Source organism: Streptomyces coerulescens (genome assembly GCF_042657965.1).
GTDB lineage: Bacteria > Actinomycetota > Actinomycetes > Streptomycetales > Streptomycetaceae > Streptomyces > Streptomyces coerulescens.
Map to the genome: position 1 here is coordinate 79,940 of NZ_JBHSKM010000005.1, position 14,285 is coordinate 94,224.

The following is a 14,285-nucleotide window of genomic DNA, read 5'->3' on the forward strand; positions in this document are numbered from 1 at the left end:
ATCAGCCCCGGCGGGGGCGGGGAGCGATCCGGTCAGAACGGGAACCCGCTGCGCCCGTGCTGCACCGAGATCCACTTGGTCGTGGTGAACGCGTCCAGCATCGTCTCGCCGTTCAGCCGGCCGAGGCCGGAGTGCTTCTCGCCGCCGAAGGGCACGATCGGCTCGTCGTGGACGGTGCCGTCGTTCACATGGAACATGCCCGTGTCGATCTGCTTGGCGAAGGCCACACCGCGCTCGATGTCGCCGGTGTGGACCGCGCCGCTCAGACCGTACGGGGTGTCGTTGACGAGGCGTACGGCCTCCTCCTCGCCGTCGAAGGTGAGGAGGAAGGCGACCGGGCCGAAGACCTCCTGCCGCAGCAGGGGCGAGTCGGCCGGGAGGCCGGTCAGGACCGACGGCTCGACCAGGTTGTCGCGCGTCGTGCCGTGCACCAGAGCCGTAGCACCCTCGGCGATCGCCTGCTCCACGGCGCCCGAAATGGCGTCCGCCTGGGAGGAGTTGATGACCGGGCCGATGACGGTCTCGGGGTCGCGCGGGTCGCCGGCCTTGAGCGACTTCACCTTGGCGACGAACTTCTCGGTGAACTCGTCCGCGATCGAGCGGTCCACGAGGACGCGGTTCGCGGCCATGCAGACCTGGCCCTGGTGGACGTACCGGCTGAAGACCGCCGCGTCGACGGCGTAGTCGACGTCGGCGTCGTCGAGGACCACGAGCGCGCTGTTGCCGCCGAGTTCGAGGACCGAGCGCTTGAAGTGCGAGGCGCAGACGGTGGCGACGTGGCGGCCGACCTTGTCGGAGCCGGTGAAGGAGATGACCTTCGGGACGGGGTGCTCGATGAAGGCGTCGCCGATCTCGGCGATGTCCGTGATGACGACGTTCAGCAGACCGGCCGGAAGGCCCGCGTCCTCGAAGATCTTCGCGACCAGGGAACCACCGCAGATCGGGGTGTTCTGGTGCGGCTTCAGCACCACGCCGTTGCCGAGCGCGAGCGCCGGGGCGACCGACTTCAGGGAGAGGAGGAAGGGGAAGTTGAAGGGGCTGATCACACCCACGACGCCTACCGGCACGCGGTAGACGCGGTTCTCCTTGCCGTCCACCGGAGAGGGAACGATCTTGCCCTCGGGGCGCAGCGCCAGATGGACCGCCTCGCGCAGGAACTCCTTGGCCAGGTGGAGTTCGAACGCCGCCTTCAACCGGGTGCCGCCGAGCTCGGCGATGATCGCCTCGGCGATCTCCTGCTCACGGTCCTCTATCAGGCGCAGCGCCTTCTCGAAGACGGCACGGCGGGCATAGGGGTTGGTCGCGGCCCACTGCTTCTGGGCGCGGGCGGCGGCCTTGTAGGCGTCGTCGACCTCGTCGACCGTGGCTATGGTGATCGACGCGAGCTTCTCGCCGTCGTAGGGGTTGAAGTCGATGATGTCCCAGGAGCCGGTGCCCGGGCGCCACTCACCGTCGATGTACTGCTGAGCCAGGTCGGTGAAGTAGGACGACATGTGATCCCTCAATCCCTAGCAGACCCGCGATCGGCACGGCCGCCATCGCGCTCGTCTTCACGGTCTGATCACACGTCATCGTACTTGTGATTCAAGAGAGTTGAAGGAGACCCCGGAGAAGATCCCGGCTCTCGTCCGGACCCGGGCTGTCCTGCTGTAGCTCCTTGAGCGCCGTCTCGTACTGGGCGACGTCCTCGTGCTTGTCGAGATAGAGCGCCGAGGTGAGCTGCTCCAGATAGACGACGTCCGACAGGTCGGACTCGGGGAAGCTGAGGATCGTGAAGGCGCCGGACTCGCCGGAGTGACCGCCGAGGCTGAACGGCATGATCTGGAGCCGTACGTTGGGCCGCTGGGAGATCTCGATCAGGTGCTGGAGCTGGCCCCGCATTACCTCGCGGTCGCCGTAGGGACGGCGCAGCGCGGCCTCGTCCAGGACGATGTGGAATTCGGGGGCGCTCTCGGAGACGAGGTACTTCTGCCGCTCCAGGCGCAGCGCCACGCGCTTGTCGACGTCGGTCGCGCTCGCGCCCTTCATACCGCGCCTGACGACCGCGCGGGCGTACGCCTCGGTCTGGAGCAGACCGTGCACGAACTGCACCTCGTAGGCGCGAATGAGACTTGCGGCGCCCTCCAGGCCGACGTATGTGGGGAACCAGCTGGGCAGGACGTCCGAGTAACTGTGCCACCACCCGGCCACGTTGGCCTCGCGTGCGAGGGAGAGCAGTGAGGCGCGCTCCTGCTCGTCCGTGATGCCGTACAGCGTCAGCAGGTCCTCGACGTCCCGTGTCTTGAAGCTCACCCGGCCCAACTCCATGCGGCTGATCTTCGACTCGGACGCACGGATCGAGTAACCCGCCGCTTCGCGGGTGATTCCGCGCGCCTCCCGCAGTCGCCTCAGTTGCGAGCCGAGCAGCATGCGCCGCACCACCGATCCGGGCTCTCCCGCGCTCACGTTCGCCAGCCTCCCCAACCGTCTTCAGGGCCCGCAGTCTGCCACTAAATCACTTCGAGCAGTACTCGTCCGATTACAGAGATGGAAAGAAGACAAGGATTTCACCCAGGAAGGAGACAGTGGAACGCAAGGAGAGGAAGCGAAGTTGGCGGAAAAAATGGCCAACAAGCGGTACGGGAGCGTCCAATTCGGTCACGTGCACGTGCATCTGCCCTTGCATCTGCTCTGCGCATCAGAAACCATGGTCCCGCGCAACCGCTGCATCGCAACGACCGCGAACTCTCGGGAGTGCCTCGCATGGGGACGAATGGATCGACCATGCTCGAGCCGTTACGGCAGGGCCTTCCGCCACTGGACCCCGCAGCCGTCTCCAGCGCCGCCTCCTGCGCACTGCCCGCCCGCTACGAAGCGGTCCGCGAGGCACGCAGGTTCACCCGCCGCACGATGGACCAGTGGGAACTGGGCTACCGCTTCGACGACGTGTGCCTCGTGGTCTCGGAACTGGTGACCAACGCCCTGCGGCACGCGCTGCCCGCCGGTGCGCAGCTGCTGCCCGAGCAGACGCCGCCCGTGCGGCTGCATCTGATGCGGTGGACCGAGCGGCTGGTGTGCGCGGTGCGCGATCCCAGCCACGACAGCCCGGTGGCGCGCGACTCCGACGACTTCTCGGCGGAGTCCGGGCGCGGTCTCTTCCTCGTCGACTCCTTCAGTGACAGCTGGGGGTGGCAGCCGCTGGCGGGGACGCTCAGCGGGAAGGTGGTCTGGGCGCTGTTCCGGCTCCAACCCGATCAGGCCGCCGCCGGTGGCCCGGCGGACTCATGAACCGCGGTGCTCGTCGGCGCCGCGGTTCTACGCGCGTCACGGAGTGGAACGCGTCGATTGCCCTGGGTTGTACACCCAGATAGGTCAGCCCACGACGAGGTGGTCGAACTCGCCGTCCTTGACGCCGAGGAGCATGGCCTCTATCTCGGCGCGGGTGTAGACGAGCGCCGGGCCGTCCGGGAAACGCGAGTTGCGTACCGCCACGTCCCCGCCGGGCAGCCGCGCGAACTCCACGCAAGAACCCTGCGAGTTGCTGTGGCGGCTCTTCTGCCAGGCGACCCCGTTCAGCTCCGTGGCTGCCATGCCGTTGTACACGTCGTTGTACACGTCGTGGTCCACAGGTCGCTCCCCGGTGGTGCGGTGGCTCGAGGCCATTGAGGCAAGAGGTGATGCAGTGGTGCGGAAGTCAACTGCTTCCGGATCATAGCTCTGTTCACGTGCAACTGCATGAGCAGATGCACGTGCACGCGGGGTGTTCCTGTGGTTACTCCTGTGACGTACGCGGGCTCACATGCGTTCCAGCGCATGCCCCAGAGATCGCATCACATGCGTCCGCCAGCCCTCGCCCATGATTTTCCTCGCCATGACTTGAGCCGGGTCGTCCGGATCGAATCCCTCGTGCACTAGAAAGAGACGCGTTCCGCGCCCTTCTTGTTCCAAACTCCAAGTAACCGTCCAATTGGCGGAGTTGAGCGGAGAAGGGTCACTCCAGCGGAGGCTCAGCATCCGCTCGGCCCGGTACGCCAGGACCTCCACCTCGATGGTTCCGGAGAAGTTCGTGTTGGGCCGCGGGACCGAGGTCATCGTGTAGCGGTGCCCGACCTCCAGCCGGAAACCCTCCACGCCCTGCATCTGCCACTGCACGAGCAGGTCGGATTCGGTCAGGGCGCGCCAGACCTTGGCGGGCGGGTGCGGGAAGTACTGATCCACGCGCACGACGGTCAGGTCGTCATCGGGCTCGGGGCCGAGGTGCGGGCCGGGTTCGGTGCTCATGCCGGCCCATCGTCGGGCATACGGTCGAGCAGTTCGCCGAGACCCTTCATACGGTCGCGCCAGAACCGCTCGTACGGATGGAGCCAGTCCTGCACCTCGGCGAGCGGGGCCGCCTCCAGACGGTAGATGCGTTGCCGGCCGGAGCGCTGCTCGGAGACGAGGCCGGCGTCCCGGAGCACCTTCAGATGCTCCGAAAGGCTGGGCCGGCGCATGTCGAAGCGGTCGGCCAGGGCCTGGACCGACTGGGGCCCGCCGTCGCGCAGCAGCCGCAGCACCTCACGGCGCGTGCCGTTGGCGAGCGCGGCGAAGACGCGGTCCTCTGCGGCCTCGCGGGCCCCGGTCGCGGTCATGCCCTGCCCTTTCCGTTACTGAGCGGCCTCCGTCAGCAGCATCAGTCCGTTGCCGTCGGGGTCCTGGAAGCCGGCCATCCGCCCCCAGGGCAGATCGTCCGGTCCCTCGACGGAGACTCCGGCCCGCGCGAGCCTCGCGCAGTCCGCGTCGACGTCGGTCGTGACCAACATGATCCCCCGGGTCGTGCCGGGCTCGAAACCGCCCATCCCCGGACCGGACAGCGTGAAGACGGTCTGCGCACCCTTGGGCGCGACCTGGAGCCACCTCCCCTGCGGCATGTCCAGGTCGGCGGTGACCTCGAAGCCGAGGACCTCCGTGTAGAAGCGCAGGGCGCGGTCCTGGTCGGCGACGGGGAGCGTGACGAACGAGGCGTGAGTGATGTTCATGGGTACAACAATAGGTAGGAGATTCCCTACGAGTCAAACGTAGGGAATCTCCTACCTATAGAGTCCCGAGGGGATCGCGGGAGACGGCTACCGGGACGAGTACGGCAGCAGCGCCATCTCCCGCGCGTTCTTGACGGCCCTCGCCAACTGGCGTTGCTGCTGGGCCGTGACGCGGGTGACCCGGCGGCTGCGGATCTTGCCCCGGTCGGAGATGAAACGCCGCAGCAGGTCGGTGTCCTTGTAGTCGATGTAGGTGATGCCGGCCTGGTCCAGCGGGTTGGGCTTCTTGGCGGGCTTGCGTTCGGGCTTGCGGGGCATGGGTCAGACCTCCAGGAGGGTGTCGAAGGCGGGCGGGAGCCGCTTCCAGGCATCGCGCCCCGCGGCGTACTCGGCATCGGTGAGCAGGCAGGACTCCAGCAGCCGTTCCAGGCCGTCGCGGTCCAGGCCGGGCGAGGTGAAGACCAGGTGCTGGCAGCAGTCGCCGTGCTCGGGGTGCCAGTCCAGCGCGGCGGCGGCCCGGCGCACCGGCGGGACCATGTCCCAGGCCGCGTCGGGAAGCGAGGCGAGCCACGGACCCGCGCTCTCCACACAGAGGGCACCGCCCGCCGCGTCCCAGTGCAGCAGTACGTCGGGCTTGTCGGCGAGCCAGAAACGGCCCCTGCTGCGGGCCGCCGCGCAGGTGATGTCCTCCAGCGCCTCGTAGAGCCGCTCCGGGTGGAAGGGGCGGCGGCGGTGCCAGACGAGGGTGGCCACGCCGTGCGCGTCGGCCTCGGCGGGGAGCAGCGCGCACGCCGGGTGCTGGGCGGCCGCGGCCGACTCGACATCGAAGCCGGCCAGCGCCGCACGCGCCAGCGGGCCCCGGCGCGGAGTGGGGACCGTGAGGCCGTCCTCCGCCGGGGCACCGTGGCCGATCGGGACCCGGCGGGCCGTCGGATGGAGCTGGGCGAGCAGTTCGCGGTCCTCGTCGTCGGCCTCCGCGGAGTCGGCGAGGGCGAGGACCGGGGCGTACTCCAGCTGGCGCGCGAAGGTGTCGGCGACGGTGCGCTGATCGGTCGCCGCCGCGGCCAGACCGCGCTCGGCCAGGTCGTCGCCGTTGCCCAGATACGGCAGCACCAGCGCCGGATCGACCGCGGTGATCACCCCGGTGACCGTGAGCCCGCCGGCCGTGACCACCTCGGCCATGGCCTTCGGCTCGACGGAGTCCCACAGCTCGACGACGGCCATCCGCGTGCCGCCCGCGTCCCGGATCCGCAGCAGCTCCGGCACCAGGTCCTCGCGCAGGGCGCAGCAGGCGCAGTCGTTGACGAGGGGCGCCTCGCCGGCGCCGAGAAGGCCGGTGGCGTCGCGGATCGTCCGGACGACGGTGCCCGCGGCGGCCGTGGCCAGGTCGTGGTGGAGTACGACGCTGCCGGGGACGTCGGCGAGCAGCCGCTCGACGGCCGCCTTGCGGGCGTCGGCGTGCAGCCCGCCGACGATCACGACGGGGAGCTCGGGCACCGGGTCAGCCCTGCTTCCCGTACCGGCGCTCGAAGCGCTCGACACGGCCGGCGGTGTCCAGGACGCGGGCGGTGCCCGTGTAGAAGGGGTGGCTGACGTTCGAGATCTCGACGTCGACCACGGGGTAGGTGTTGCCGTCCTCCCATTCGACGGTCTTCTCGCTGGTCATCGTGGAGCGGGTGAGGAAGGCGTGGTTGGCGGCACGGTCCCGGAAGACGACGGGGCCGTAGGCCGGGTGGATTCCGTTGCGCATGACGTGCCTCAGCGCTCCTCTCGGAAGTCGACGTGCCGACCGGCGACCGGGTCGTACTTGCGCAGGGTCATGCGGTCGGGGTCGTTGCGGCGGTTCTTGCGGGTCACATAGGTGAAGCCGGTCCCGGCGGTCGACCGGAGCTTGATGACCGGACGGAGTTCGTTGCGTGCCATGCTGCTATCTTACTGAAAATGAATTCCATTAACAGCTACGAGCGAGGAGAGGTTCGTCACCCATGTCCGCCCACTGCATGCTGACCGGCGCGCGGCCCGGCTTCGGCAACTCGATTTCCCACTCGCACCGGCGGACCTCCCGCCGCTTCGACCCCAACATCCAGACCAAGCGCTACTGGCTGCCGAGCGAGGGCCGGCACGTGCGGCTGCGGCTGAGCACCAAGGGGATCAGGACGGTCGACGCCATCGGCGTGGAGGCGGCCGTCGCACGAATCCGCGCCCGGGGAGTGAAGGTCTGATGGCCAAGAAGAGCAAGATCGCGAAGAACCGCCGGCGCCAGGAGGTCGTCGCGCGGTACGCCGAGCGGCGGGCCGAACTGAAGGAGATCATCCGTCGGCCGTCGTCCACGGAGGCCGAACGGCTCGCCGCCCGGAGTGAGTTGGACCGCCAGCCCAGGGACGCCAGCGCCACGCGCGTACGCAACCGCGACCAGGTGGACGGACGTCCGCGCGGCTACCTCCGCGCCTTCGGACTGTCCCGGGTGAGCCTGCGGCAGCAGGCGCACGCCGGGTATCTGCCCGGGGTGCGCAAGGCGTCCTGGTAGAGCCGTAGGAATGCTGGGGTCCGGACCCGACTCCCTGGTAACTTGCTGCGGTCGTTTCGGCCACGTCGGCCGAATCGGCCGTATGCCGACCGCTACAGCTTGGAGCCTCCAGTGACCTCGGCGACTTTCTCGCGCACGCGCACGATGTCGGGCCGGCGGATGCGGGTCGTGGCCGCGGCCGCGACGCTGGCGGGCGCGCTCGCGCTGACCGCGTGCAGCAGTGACGGCGACTCCGACGGCGACGCCGCTCCCAGCGGCTCCGCGAGCGCGAGCGCCGACACGGGCGGGGGCACGGGCGGCGGTACGGGCGGTGGGTCCGCCTCCGCGTCCGGCGAGTTGGAGGGCAGCTGGCTCGCCACGACCGACGGCAAGGCCGTCGCGCTCGTCGTCACCGGCAAGCGGGCCGGCCTCTTCGCGACCGGCGGGACCGTCTGCAGCGGGACCGCGGGCAAGAAGGACGGCATGCGGATGATCCGGCTGAAGTGCACCGACGGCAGCAAGGACCGGGCCACCGGGATGGTCGAGTCCCTCGACAAGACCTCGCTGAAGGTGAACTGGGAGGGCGGCATGGGCGCGGAGACGTACACCAAGGCCGAGGGCGGCAAGCTGCCGACGGGCCTGCCCACGGCGAATCTGGGATCGTGAGGTTTGATGCGGTGACTGCCCGCGATCACCGACGTGACTCCATGACTCCCTGAAGGACTCCATGCGCGCCACCTCCCTCACCGTCGCCGCCCTCGCCGCGGCCCTCGTCCTGACCGCCTGCGACAGCGGCGGCAGCGGGGACGACACCAAGGACAGCAAGACCGGCTCCGGCTGCGTCGACGAGCTGGCCGTGGAGTTCGGGCCCGGCAACGCCGCGCCCGCCGCCGGGGACACCGGCAACGTGCCGGTCACCGTCACCAACGGCGGCGGCGGCTCGTGCAGCCTAAACGGGCTGCCGGCCCTCGCGTTCGAAGCGGGCGGTGCCTCGACGGCCGTCGCGCCCGACCAGGCCGCCGCGGGCGGGAAGACGACCCTCACGCAGGGCGCCTCGACGTCCTTCACGCTCACCTATGTCCTGGGCGACAAGGGCCTCGACGCGCAGAAGGCGAAGGTGACGCTGCCGGGGGCCGCCAAGGCGCACAGCTTCAAGTGGTCGTACGGCGTCGTCGCGCTGAAGAGCGACGGGAAGACGCCGGACGCTTCGCTGAGCGGGTTCCAGCAGGCCGGTGACTGACGTCCCCTGACCTCCCCTGACGTTCCCTCCGGAGGTTCAGCGGAGCGGTCGGCGAGGGGTCATCTGCGCCCGGTCGGCCGCCTCCGCGCCCTCGACCCAGCCCGCCTCGTCGCTGACGCCGCGCAGGCGGGTCGTGGTGGTCTCGGGGAACATACGGTCCAGGCGGGCGGTGACCGCGACTTCGCGGGAGGCGAGGACCGGGAGCAGGTCCTCGGTCACCGGCGTGCGCGCCGCCTCGGTCAGCCGGGTGCCGATGCGGTGGGCGTAGGCCGCCAGGAACGACTGCCGGAAGGTCTTGGTCCGTCTGCGGCCGCCCGCGCGCTGGGCCGCCTCCGCCCTCGTCATCGCGGTCTGCGCCTGCACGAGGAGCGAGGTGTACAGGAGCTCGACCACCTCCAGATCGGCCTCGAAACCGACGACCGTGGAGAAGGTGAAGGGCTCGTTCCACACGGCACGGCAGTGGTTGGCGGTCGCCACCGCGTCCAGCAGGACGGCCTTGGCCTGCTCGTACGGTGGCTCCACCCCGATGCGGCAGGCGCCGGGAGCGTTCTGGGCGTCGGGCGTACGGGACGCCAGCAGGGCCTCGTCGATGCTGTGCCGGGCCATCAGCTCCTGTGCCTTGGCGCTCAGCGCCTCCGCCTCCTCCGGGAACCCGGTCGCCTCCGCCTTCGCCAGCAGCGCGCGGATACGGGTGAGCATGCGGGACTCGGGCCGGGCGGCCCGGCCGGCCGGATCGGCCGCCTCGTCCAGCGGCTCCAGCGCGGGCAGCCGCAACAGCAGGCGGTACAGCTCCAGGACCGCCGTCGCGTGCGAGAAGCGGTCGGTGCGGGGCGGGGCCTCGGTGGGCAGATCGTCGAGCTGCGCCTGCCAGCGGGGGCCGCGGGGGCGGTCGTGCGGGGCCTGTGCGCGGATCAGCGCGGCAAGCAGTCGTATATGTACGTCCTTGTGTACGTCCTCCAGCTCGCGCCGGACGAGCCGTACGACATCCGCCGGCTGCCAGCCGCGCCGCCAGGCAGCCGCCACGAACTCCTGGCCGCGCCGCGCGAGTTCGGCGTCCGCCCCCGGGTCGGCCGCGAGGAGGGAGGCGCCGGTGTCGAGCGTGGTGTGCTCGGTGTCGTAAAGGGCCGACTCGAAGGCGCGGTCGACGGTGCTGGGCTTGCTCACCAAGGGATCGTAAGTCGGATGTGGGAGGCGTGGGCCGCACCCGAAGATCGATGTCAACCGCGAGTTGACACTCTCTGACTGTCAACCTACGGTTGACATATGTCGACGAACCCATCGATCACGTCATCCGTACGTCTCGACGAACTCATCGCGGCCATCAAGAAGGTCCACCCCGAGCCGCTCGACCAGCTCCAGGACGCGGTGATCGCCGCCGATCACCTCGGCGAGGTGGCCGACCACCTGATCGGTCACTTCGTGGACCAGGCCCGCCGATCGGGCGCGTCCTGGACCGACATCGGCAAGAGCATGGGCGTCACACGGCAGGCGGCGCAGAAGCGGTTCGTGCCCAAGGAGGGGACCGATCTGGACCCCCAGCAGGGCTTCGGCCGCTACACCCCGCGCGCCCGCAATGTCGTGATGGCCGCCCACAACGAGGCCGTCGCGGCCCGCAACCCCGAGGGCCGCCCCGAGCACCTGGTCCTCGGACTGCTGGCCGAACCGGACGGCATCGCCGCGAAGGCGATCACGGCCAGGGGGTTCCTCCTGGACTCCGTGCGCCAGGCCGCCACCGCCGCACTGCCGCCCGCCGCCGACGAGGTCCCCGAACTCATCCCCTACGGCTCCGACGCCAAGAAGGTCCTGGAGCTCACCTTCCGCGAGGCCCTGCGCCTCGGCCACAACTACATCGGCACCGAGCACATCCTGCTGGCCCTGCTGGAGTTCGAGAACGGCACCGGCGTCCTGTCCGGCCTCGGCATCTCCAAGGAGGAGGTCGAGCAGTACATCGTCGATCTGCTGGCCCAGTTCCTCAAGAGCGGCGAGGAGACCACCAAGCAGGCTCGGGAGGAGGGGGAGGAGAGGGAGAAGGGGGAGGAGGGCTGAGAGGAAGCCGGCGGTTGCGGGGCCGGGGGTGACAGCTGTGCGCCAGTCGGCGGTCCGAGGAAGCCAGTAGTCGTTGAGCCGGGGATGACAGCTGTGCGCCGGCCGCCGGTCCGAGGAAGCCAGTGGCCGTTGAGCCGGGGATGACAGCTGTGCGCCGGCCGCCGGTCCGAGGAAGCCAGTGGCCGTTGAGCCGGGCATGACAGCTGTGCGCCGGCCGCCGGTCCGAGGAAGCCAGTGGCCGTTGGGCCGGGCATGACAGCTGTGCGCCGGCCGTCGGTTCGGGGGCGTTGTCAGACCCGGGTGCCAGACTCGCAGCATGACCGACCGGTGGGCTCTCGCTCCGGCCGAGGACGGTGGCGTGGAGGTCGCCCCCCTCGGTCCTGACGGGCTGCTCGCCGGGCCGGTGCGCCGGGAGCCGGACCCGGCCGAGGCCGTGCGCGGGCGGCCCGAAGTCGCACGGTGGGTGTGGCGGTCCACCGCCGAGGTCTATCCGAGGCTGCTCGCCGCGGGGGTGCGAGTGGAGCGGTGCTACGACATCGAGGACGCGGAGACCCTTCTGCTCGGCCACGAGGGGCGGTACGGCGAACCGAGATCGGCCGCCGCCGCACTCGCCCGGCTGCGCGGCGGCCCCGTGCCCTCCGACCCGCCCCAGCGCGCCGCCGAACCCGGCTCGCAGTCCCCGCTGTTCGAGCCCCAAGCGGTCCACGTACCGCTCACCGACCTCGTCGAGGTCTACGCCGAGCAACAGCGGCGGCACGACAGCACGGCGCACCCGGACCGGATGCGGCTGCTCACGGCGGCCGAGTCGGCAGGGATGCTCGTGGCGGCCGAGATGAACCGCTCGGGACTGCCGTGGAGCGCGGACGTGCACCGCGCGCTGCTGCACGACATGCTCGGCGAGCGCTATGCCGGAGGTGGCGAGCCGCGCCGGCTGGCCGAGTTGGCCGACGAGGTGTCGGCGGCGTTCGGGCGGCGGGTGCGGCCCGATCTGCCGGCCGATGTGATCAAAGCCTTCGCGCAGGCCGGGATCAAGATCAGATCGACCCGCCGCTGGGAGATCGAGTCCGTCGACCACCCGGCCGTGAAGCCGCTGATCGAGTACAAGAAGCTGTACCGGATCTGGGTGGCCCACGGCTGGTCCTGGCTCCAGGACTGGGTGCGGGATGGGCGGTTCCGTCCGGAGTTCCTCGCGGGCGGCACCGTGACCGGGCGGTGGGTGACCAACGGCGGGGGCGGATTGCAGATCCCCAAGGTCATCCGGCGTGCGGTGGTCGCGGACCCGGGCTGGCGGCTGGTGGTGGCCGACGCCGACCAGATGGAGCCGCGCGTGCTCGCCGCGATCTCCCGCGACCCCGGGCTGATGGAGGTGGCCGGCCGCGAGAGCGACCTGTACCAGTCGGTGTCCGACCGCGCCTTCTCCGGAGACCGCGCCCAGGCCAAACTCGCCGTACTGGGCGCCGTCTACGGGCAGACCTCCGGCGACGGCCTGAAGAACCTCGCCGCCCTCAGACGCCGCTTCCCCAAGGCGGTGGCCTACGTCGACGACGCGGCGCGCGCCGGGGAGGAGGGTCGGCTCGTACGGACCTGGCTGGGGCGGACCTGTCCCCCGGCGGCCGGCACGACGACCGACGCCGACGAGGAGGCCGGCATCCCGATCCCGGACGCGCCCGGCGAACCGGCCGACGGCTCCGGGCCGCAGGAGTGGGGACGGGCCTACGGCTACGCCTCCACCAACGCCCGCGCGCGGGGCCGTTTCGCCCGCAACTTCGTCGTGCAGGGCAGCGCCGCCGACTGGGCACTCCTGCTGCTCGCCGCGCTACGGCAGGCCTGTGCCGCAATGGCGGCGGAGCTGGTCTTCTTCCAGCACGACGAGGTGATCGTGCACTGTCCGCAGGAGGAGGCCGAGGCGGTGGTGACGGCGATCCGCGAGGCGGCGGAGCTGGCGGGGCTGTTGACGTTCGGGCAGACGCCGGTGCGATTCCCGTTCACCACGGCGGTGGTGGAGTGTTATGCGGACGCGAAGTGAGCGAGTGAGATGGCTGAGATGGCCGGCTCGGGTGCTGTGGCGCCGGGGTCGTGCCTGACGTTTCTGACGTCCCTGACGGGCGGCTGACGTTCGCCTGACGCGCGCCCGAGGTGCGCCTGACCTGCCGGGTGCAGGTCTGACGTGGTTGCCCGAGGTAACAGTTGCGTGTCGCGGAACACAACTGATGAACTGTCTGCGATCTGTCGGCATGGCTTAATCTGATCACTACATCGGATCCGGCCCGACGGCGCGCGCGTGTGACGCGCAGCTCGGGGGAGCGTCGCCGCCGTGGCCGGATCCGGGGACGCGGCGGGTCCCGGTCGGCGGAGGTGAACGACCGGGGCCCGCGTCCCGCTCCCCTTGCTCTCCCGCTCCCCTTGCTCTCCCGTTGCTCACGCGGCCCGTTGGCGACGGCCCGCCGTACCCAGCCTCCGCCCCCTGTCGCCTGTCGCCTGTCGCCTGTCGCAGGGTCAGATGACGGGTGGTCGTCCCAGTCGGCTCAGCTGCCACACCGTGCGCCAGCGCATGGGCCGCCGCTCGCCGGCCGACTCCCGCAGACCCTCTAGGAAGCCGCCGAACCAGGCGCGCAGGCCGCCGAGCGACCGGGTCCTTGCGAGGGTGAGCAGCACCCAGATGCCCAGGTGGACAGGGATGAGCGGCAGCGGCAGCCGACGCCGGGTCAGCCAGACACGGTTACGGGCGTTCACGCGGTAGTAGATGGCGTGCCGGGCGGGCGAGGTCTTCGGGTGCTGGAGCAGGAGTTCGGGGGCGTAGAGGATGCGCCAGCCGGCGTCGACGGCACGCCAGGCCAGGTCGGTCTCCTCATGGGCGAAGAAGAACTCCGCGGGCCAGTTGCCGGTCCGGTCCAGCATCGCCGTACGCAGGGCGTGCCCGCCGCCGAGGAAGCCGGTGACATAACCGCCCCTGAGCGGATCCGACTTGCCGATCCTGGGCACATGCCGCTGCTGGGTCTCCCCGTGCTCATCGGCGATACGGAAGCCGACGATGCCGAGCCGGTCGTCGGCGGCGAACAGATCCCGTACGCGGCGCAGCACATCGGCGTCGACGAGGAGCCCGTCGTCGTCCAGCTCCACCACGACATCAACGTCCCCGAACGCGCGCAGCCGCTCCAGCGCCGCGTTGCGGCCGCCCGGGCAGCCGAGGTTGTCGTCCAGTTCGAGCGATGTGAACTCACCGGGCAGGGAGAGCCGTTCGGCGAACTCGGGCAGCGGGCAGCCGTTGCCGACGACGACGATCCGATCAGGGGCGAGATCCTGCTTGGCCACGGACTCCAGCAGCGCGTCGACCTCGGCGGGCCGGTTGCCCATGGTCACCACGGCGACGGCGATCCTCAGCTCCGACATACCCCACCCCCTCGCTTAGTTCGGGCATCGAATACCGGCGCGATGCTAGTGGTTAACGGTAAGGACTTTTCAAGTTCGCCGAGATGAAGGGTAGTCGGCGGGGGGA

At 70.2% G+C, this 14,285-nt stretch carries 19 protein-coding genes; 7 read left to right on the forward strand and 12 right to left on the reverse strand.

Going from position 1 to position 14,285, the window contains the following annotated elements; all coding sequences use genetic code 11:
• Positions 1-32: 32 nt before the first annotated feature.
• A complete protein-coding gene (locus tag ACFPQ9_RS10540) occupies positions 33-1,493 on the reverse strand; it encodes an aldehyde dehydrogenase family protein (protein ID WP_380850278.1) in 1,461 nt (486 codons plus the stop codon).
• Positions 1,494-1,584: 91 nt separating this feature from the next.
• Positions 1,585-2,409 carry a helix-turn-helix domain-containing protein gene (locus ACFPQ9_RS10545; RefSeq protein WP_380851009.1) on the reverse strand — a complete coding sequence of 275 codons (825 nt, stop codon included), beginning with the start codon at positions 2,407-2,409 and terminating at the stop codon, positions 1,585-1,587.
• 333 nt (positions 2,410-2,742) lie between these two features.
• Here ACFPQ9_RS10545 and ACFPQ9_RS10550 point away from each other — a divergent pair, with 333 nt between their 5' ends.
• Positions 2,743-3,267 carry an ATP-binding protein gene (locus tag ACFPQ9_RS10550; protein ID WP_380850281.1) on the forward strand — a complete coding sequence of 175 codons (525 nt, stop codon included), beginning with the start codon at positions 2,743-2,745 and terminating at the stop codon, positions 3,265-3,267.
• 84 nt (positions 3,268-3,351) lie between these two features.
• Here the strand turns inward: ACFPQ9_RS10550 and ACFPQ9_RS10555 are convergent, their stop codons facing one another.
• From ACFPQ9_RS10555 to rpmG, 8 genes are all read right to left on the reverse strand, one after another.
• The gene (locus ACFPQ9_RS10555) at positions 3,352-3,606 is read right to left on the reverse strand and encodes a DUF397 domain-containing protein (protein ID WP_030944073.1); all 255 of its coding nucleotides are present in this window, start codon (positions 3,604-3,606) and stop codon (positions 3,352-3,354) included.
• Positions 3,607-3,774: 168 nt separating this feature from the next.
• A complete protein-coding gene (locus ACFPQ9_RS10560) occupies positions 3,775-4,260 on the reverse strand; it encodes an SRPBCC family protein (protein WP_380850284.1) in 486 nt (161 codons plus the stop codon).
• Entirely contained in the window at positions 4,257-4,610 is a 354-nt protein-coding gene (locus ACFPQ9_RS10565; RefSeq protein WP_380850287.1) for an ArsR/SmtB family transcription factor, read from the reverse strand. The genes ACFPQ9_RS10560 and ACFPQ9_RS10565 overlap by 4 nt, the downstream gene beginning before the upstream one ends.
• A gap of 15 nt (positions 4,611-4,625) precedes the next feature.
• Entirely contained in the window at positions 4,626-4,997 is a 372-nt protein-coding gene (locus tag ACFPQ9_RS10570) for a VOC family protein (protein WP_380850290.1), read from the reverse strand.
• A gap of 87 nt (positions 4,998-5,084) precedes the next feature.
• On the reverse strand, positions 5,085-5,315 hold the full coding sequence (gene rpsR / locus ACFPQ9_RS10575) for a 30S ribosomal protein S18 (protein WP_380850293.1): 231 nt from the start codon (positions 5,313-5,315) through the stop codon (positions 5,085-5,087).
• A 3-nt stretch (positions 5,316-5,318) separates the two neighbouring features.
• On the reverse strand, positions 5,319-6,494 hold the full coding sequence (locus ACFPQ9_RS10580; RefSeq protein WP_380850296.1) for a CobW family GTP-binding protein: 1,176 nt from the start codon (positions 6,492-6,494) through the stop codon (positions 5,319-5,321).
• A 4-nt stretch (positions 6,495-6,498) separates the two neighbouring features.
• The gene (locus tag ACFPQ9_RS10585; RefSeq protein WP_380850299.1) at positions 6,499-6,747 is read right to left on the reverse strand and encodes a type B 50S ribosomal protein L31; all 249 of its coding nucleotides are present in this window, start codon (positions 6,745-6,747) and stop codon (positions 6,499-6,501) included.
• A gap of 8 nt (positions 6,748-6,755) precedes the next feature.
• On the reverse strand, positions 6,756-6,920 hold the full coding sequence (rpmG, locus tag ACFPQ9_RS10590) for a 50S ribosomal protein L33 (RefSeq protein ID WP_015658813.1): 165 nt from the start codon (positions 6,918-6,920) through the stop codon (positions 6,756-6,758).
• Between the two features lie 62 nt (positions 6,921-6,982).
• On the opposite strand from rpmG, the gene rpmB reads away from it, so the two are divergent.
• The 4 genes from rpmB to ACFPQ9_RS10610 all read left to right on the forward strand — a co-directional run bounded on the left by rpmB (position 6,983) and on the right by ACFPQ9_RS10610 (position 8,743).
• Positions 6,983-7,219, forward strand: a complete 237-nt coding sequence (gene rpmB, locus ACFPQ9_RS10595) for a 50S ribosomal protein L28 (protein ID WP_380850303.1) — start codon at positions 6,983-6,985, stop codon at positions 7,217-7,219.
• Positions 7,219-7,524: a 30S ribosomal protein S14 gene (gene rpsN / locus ACFPQ9_RS10600; protein WP_380850306.1), complete on the forward strand. Its 306-nt coding sequence runs from the start codon at positions 7,219-7,221 to the stop codon at positions 7,522-7,524. Before rpmB ends, rpsN begins: the two co-directional genes overlap by 1 nt.
• Before the next feature lie 159 nt (positions 7,525-7,683).
• A complete protein-coding gene (locus tag ACFPQ9_RS10605) occupies positions 7,684-8,169 on the forward strand; it encodes a hypothetical protein (protein WP_380851012.1) in 486 nt (161 codons plus the stop codon).
• Between the two features lie 61 nt (positions 8,170-8,230).
• The gene (locus tag ACFPQ9_RS10610) at positions 8,231-8,743 is read left to right on the forward strand and encodes a DUF4232 domain-containing protein (RefSeq protein ID WP_380850309.1); all 513 of its coding nucleotides are present in this window, start codon (positions 8,231-8,233) and stop codon (positions 8,741-8,743) included.
• A gap of 36 nt (positions 8,744-8,779) precedes the next feature.
• Here the strand turns inward: ACFPQ9_RS10610 and ACFPQ9_RS10615 are convergent, their stop codons facing one another.
• Complete coding sequence (locus ACFPQ9_RS10615) at positions 8,780-9,907, reverse strand: DUF2786 domain-containing protein (protein ID WP_380850312.1); 1,128 nt, start codon at positions 9,905-9,907, stop codon at positions 8,780-8,782.
• Between the two features lie 99 nt (positions 9,908-10,006).
• Here ACFPQ9_RS10615 and ACFPQ9_RS10620 point away from each other — a divergent pair, with 99 nt between their 5' ends.
• Together ACFPQ9_RS10620 and ACFPQ9_RS10625 are read left to right on the forward strand one after the other, a co-directional pair.
• Positions 10,007-10,789 carry a Clp protease N-terminal domain-containing protein gene (locus tag ACFPQ9_RS10620; RefSeq protein WP_380850315.1) on the forward strand — a complete coding sequence of 261 codons (783 nt, stop codon included), beginning with the start codon at positions 10,007-10,009 and terminating at the stop codon, positions 10,787-10,789.
• A 316-nt stretch (positions 10,790-11,105) separates the two neighbouring features.
• Complete coding sequence (locus ACFPQ9_RS10625; RefSeq protein ID WP_380850318.1) at positions 11,106-12,815, forward strand: bifunctional 3'-5' exonuclease/DNA polymerase; 1,710 nt, start codon at positions 11,106-11,108, stop codon at positions 12,813-12,815.
• Between the two features lie 470 nt (positions 12,816-13,285).
• Here the strand turns inward: ACFPQ9_RS10625 and ACFPQ9_RS10630 are convergent, their stop codons facing one another.
• A complete protein-coding gene (locus tag ACFPQ9_RS10630) occupies positions 13,286-14,179 on the reverse strand; it encodes a glycosyltransferase family 2 protein (protein WP_380850321.1) in 894 nt (297 codons plus the stop codon).
• Positions 14,180-14,285 lie beyond the last annotated feature (106 nt).

Bases quoted from the DNA above. Each gene is read 5' to 3' on its own strand.
- rpmG (WP_015658813.1), bottom strand. From the start codon at position 6,920: ATGGCACGCAACGAACTCCGTCCGGTCATCAAGCTCCGGTCGACCGCC.
- rpsN (WP_380850306.1), top strand. From the start codon at position 7,219: ATGGCCAAGAAGAGCAAGATCGCGAAGAACCGCCGGCGCCAGGAGGTC.
- ACFPQ9_RS10565 (WP_380850287.1), bottom strand. From the start codon at position 4,610: ATGACCGCGACCGGGGCCCGCGAGGCCGCAGAGGACCGCGTCTTCGCC.
- ACFPQ9_RS10540 (WP_380850278.1), bottom strand. From the start codon at position 1,493: ATGTCGTCCTACTTCACCGACCTGGCTCAGCAGTACATCGACGGTGAG.
- ACFPQ9_RS10545 (WP_380851009.1), bottom strand. From the start codon at position 2,409: ATGCTGCTCGGCTCGCAACTGAGGCGACTGCGGGAGGCGCGCGGAATC.
- ACFPQ9_RS10570 (WP_380850290.1), bottom strand. From the start codon at position 4,997: ATGAACATCACTCACGCCTCGTTCGTCACGCTCCCCGTCGCCGACCAG.
- ACFPQ9_RS10630 (WP_380850321.1), bottom strand. From the start codon at position 14,179: ATGTCGGAGCTGAGGATCGCCGTCGCCGTGGTGACCATGGGCAACCGG.
- ACFPQ9_RS10605 (WP_380851012.1), top strand. From the start codon at position 7,684: ATGCGGGTCGTGGCCGCGGCCGCGACGCTGGCGGGCGCGCTCGCGCTG.
- rpmB (WP_380850303.1), top strand. From the start codon at position 6,983: ATGTCCGCCCACTGCATGCTGACCGGCGCGCGGCCCGGCTTCGGCAAC.
- ACFPQ9_RS10585 (WP_380850299.1), bottom strand. From the start codon at position 6,747: ATGCGCAACGGAATCCACCCGGCCTACGGCCCCGTCGTCTTCCGGGAC.
- ACFPQ9_RS10550 (WP_380850281.1), top strand. From the start codon at position 2,743: ATGGGGACGAATGGATCGACCATGCTCGAGCCGTTACGGCAGGGCCTT.
- ACFPQ9_RS10610 (WP_380850309.1), top strand. From the start codon at position 8,231: ATGCGCGCCACCTCCCTCACCGTCGCCGCCCTCGCCGCGGCCCTCGTC.
- ACFPQ9_RS10560 (WP_380850284.1), bottom strand. From the start codon at position 4,260: ATGAGCACCGAACCCGGCCCGCACCTCGGCCCCGAGCCCGATGACGAC.
- ACFPQ9_RS10620 (WP_380850315.1), top strand. From the start codon at position 10,007: ATGTCGACGAACCCATCGATCACGTCATCCGTACGTCTCGACGAACTC.
- rpsR (WP_380850293.1), bottom strand. From the start codon at position 5,315: ATGCCCCGCAAGCCCGAACGCAAGCCCGCCAAGAAGCCCAACCCGCTG.
- ACFPQ9_RS10625 (WP_380850318.1), top strand. From the start codon at position 11,106: ATGACCGACCGGTGGGCTCTCGCTCCGGCCGAGGACGGTGGCGTGGAG.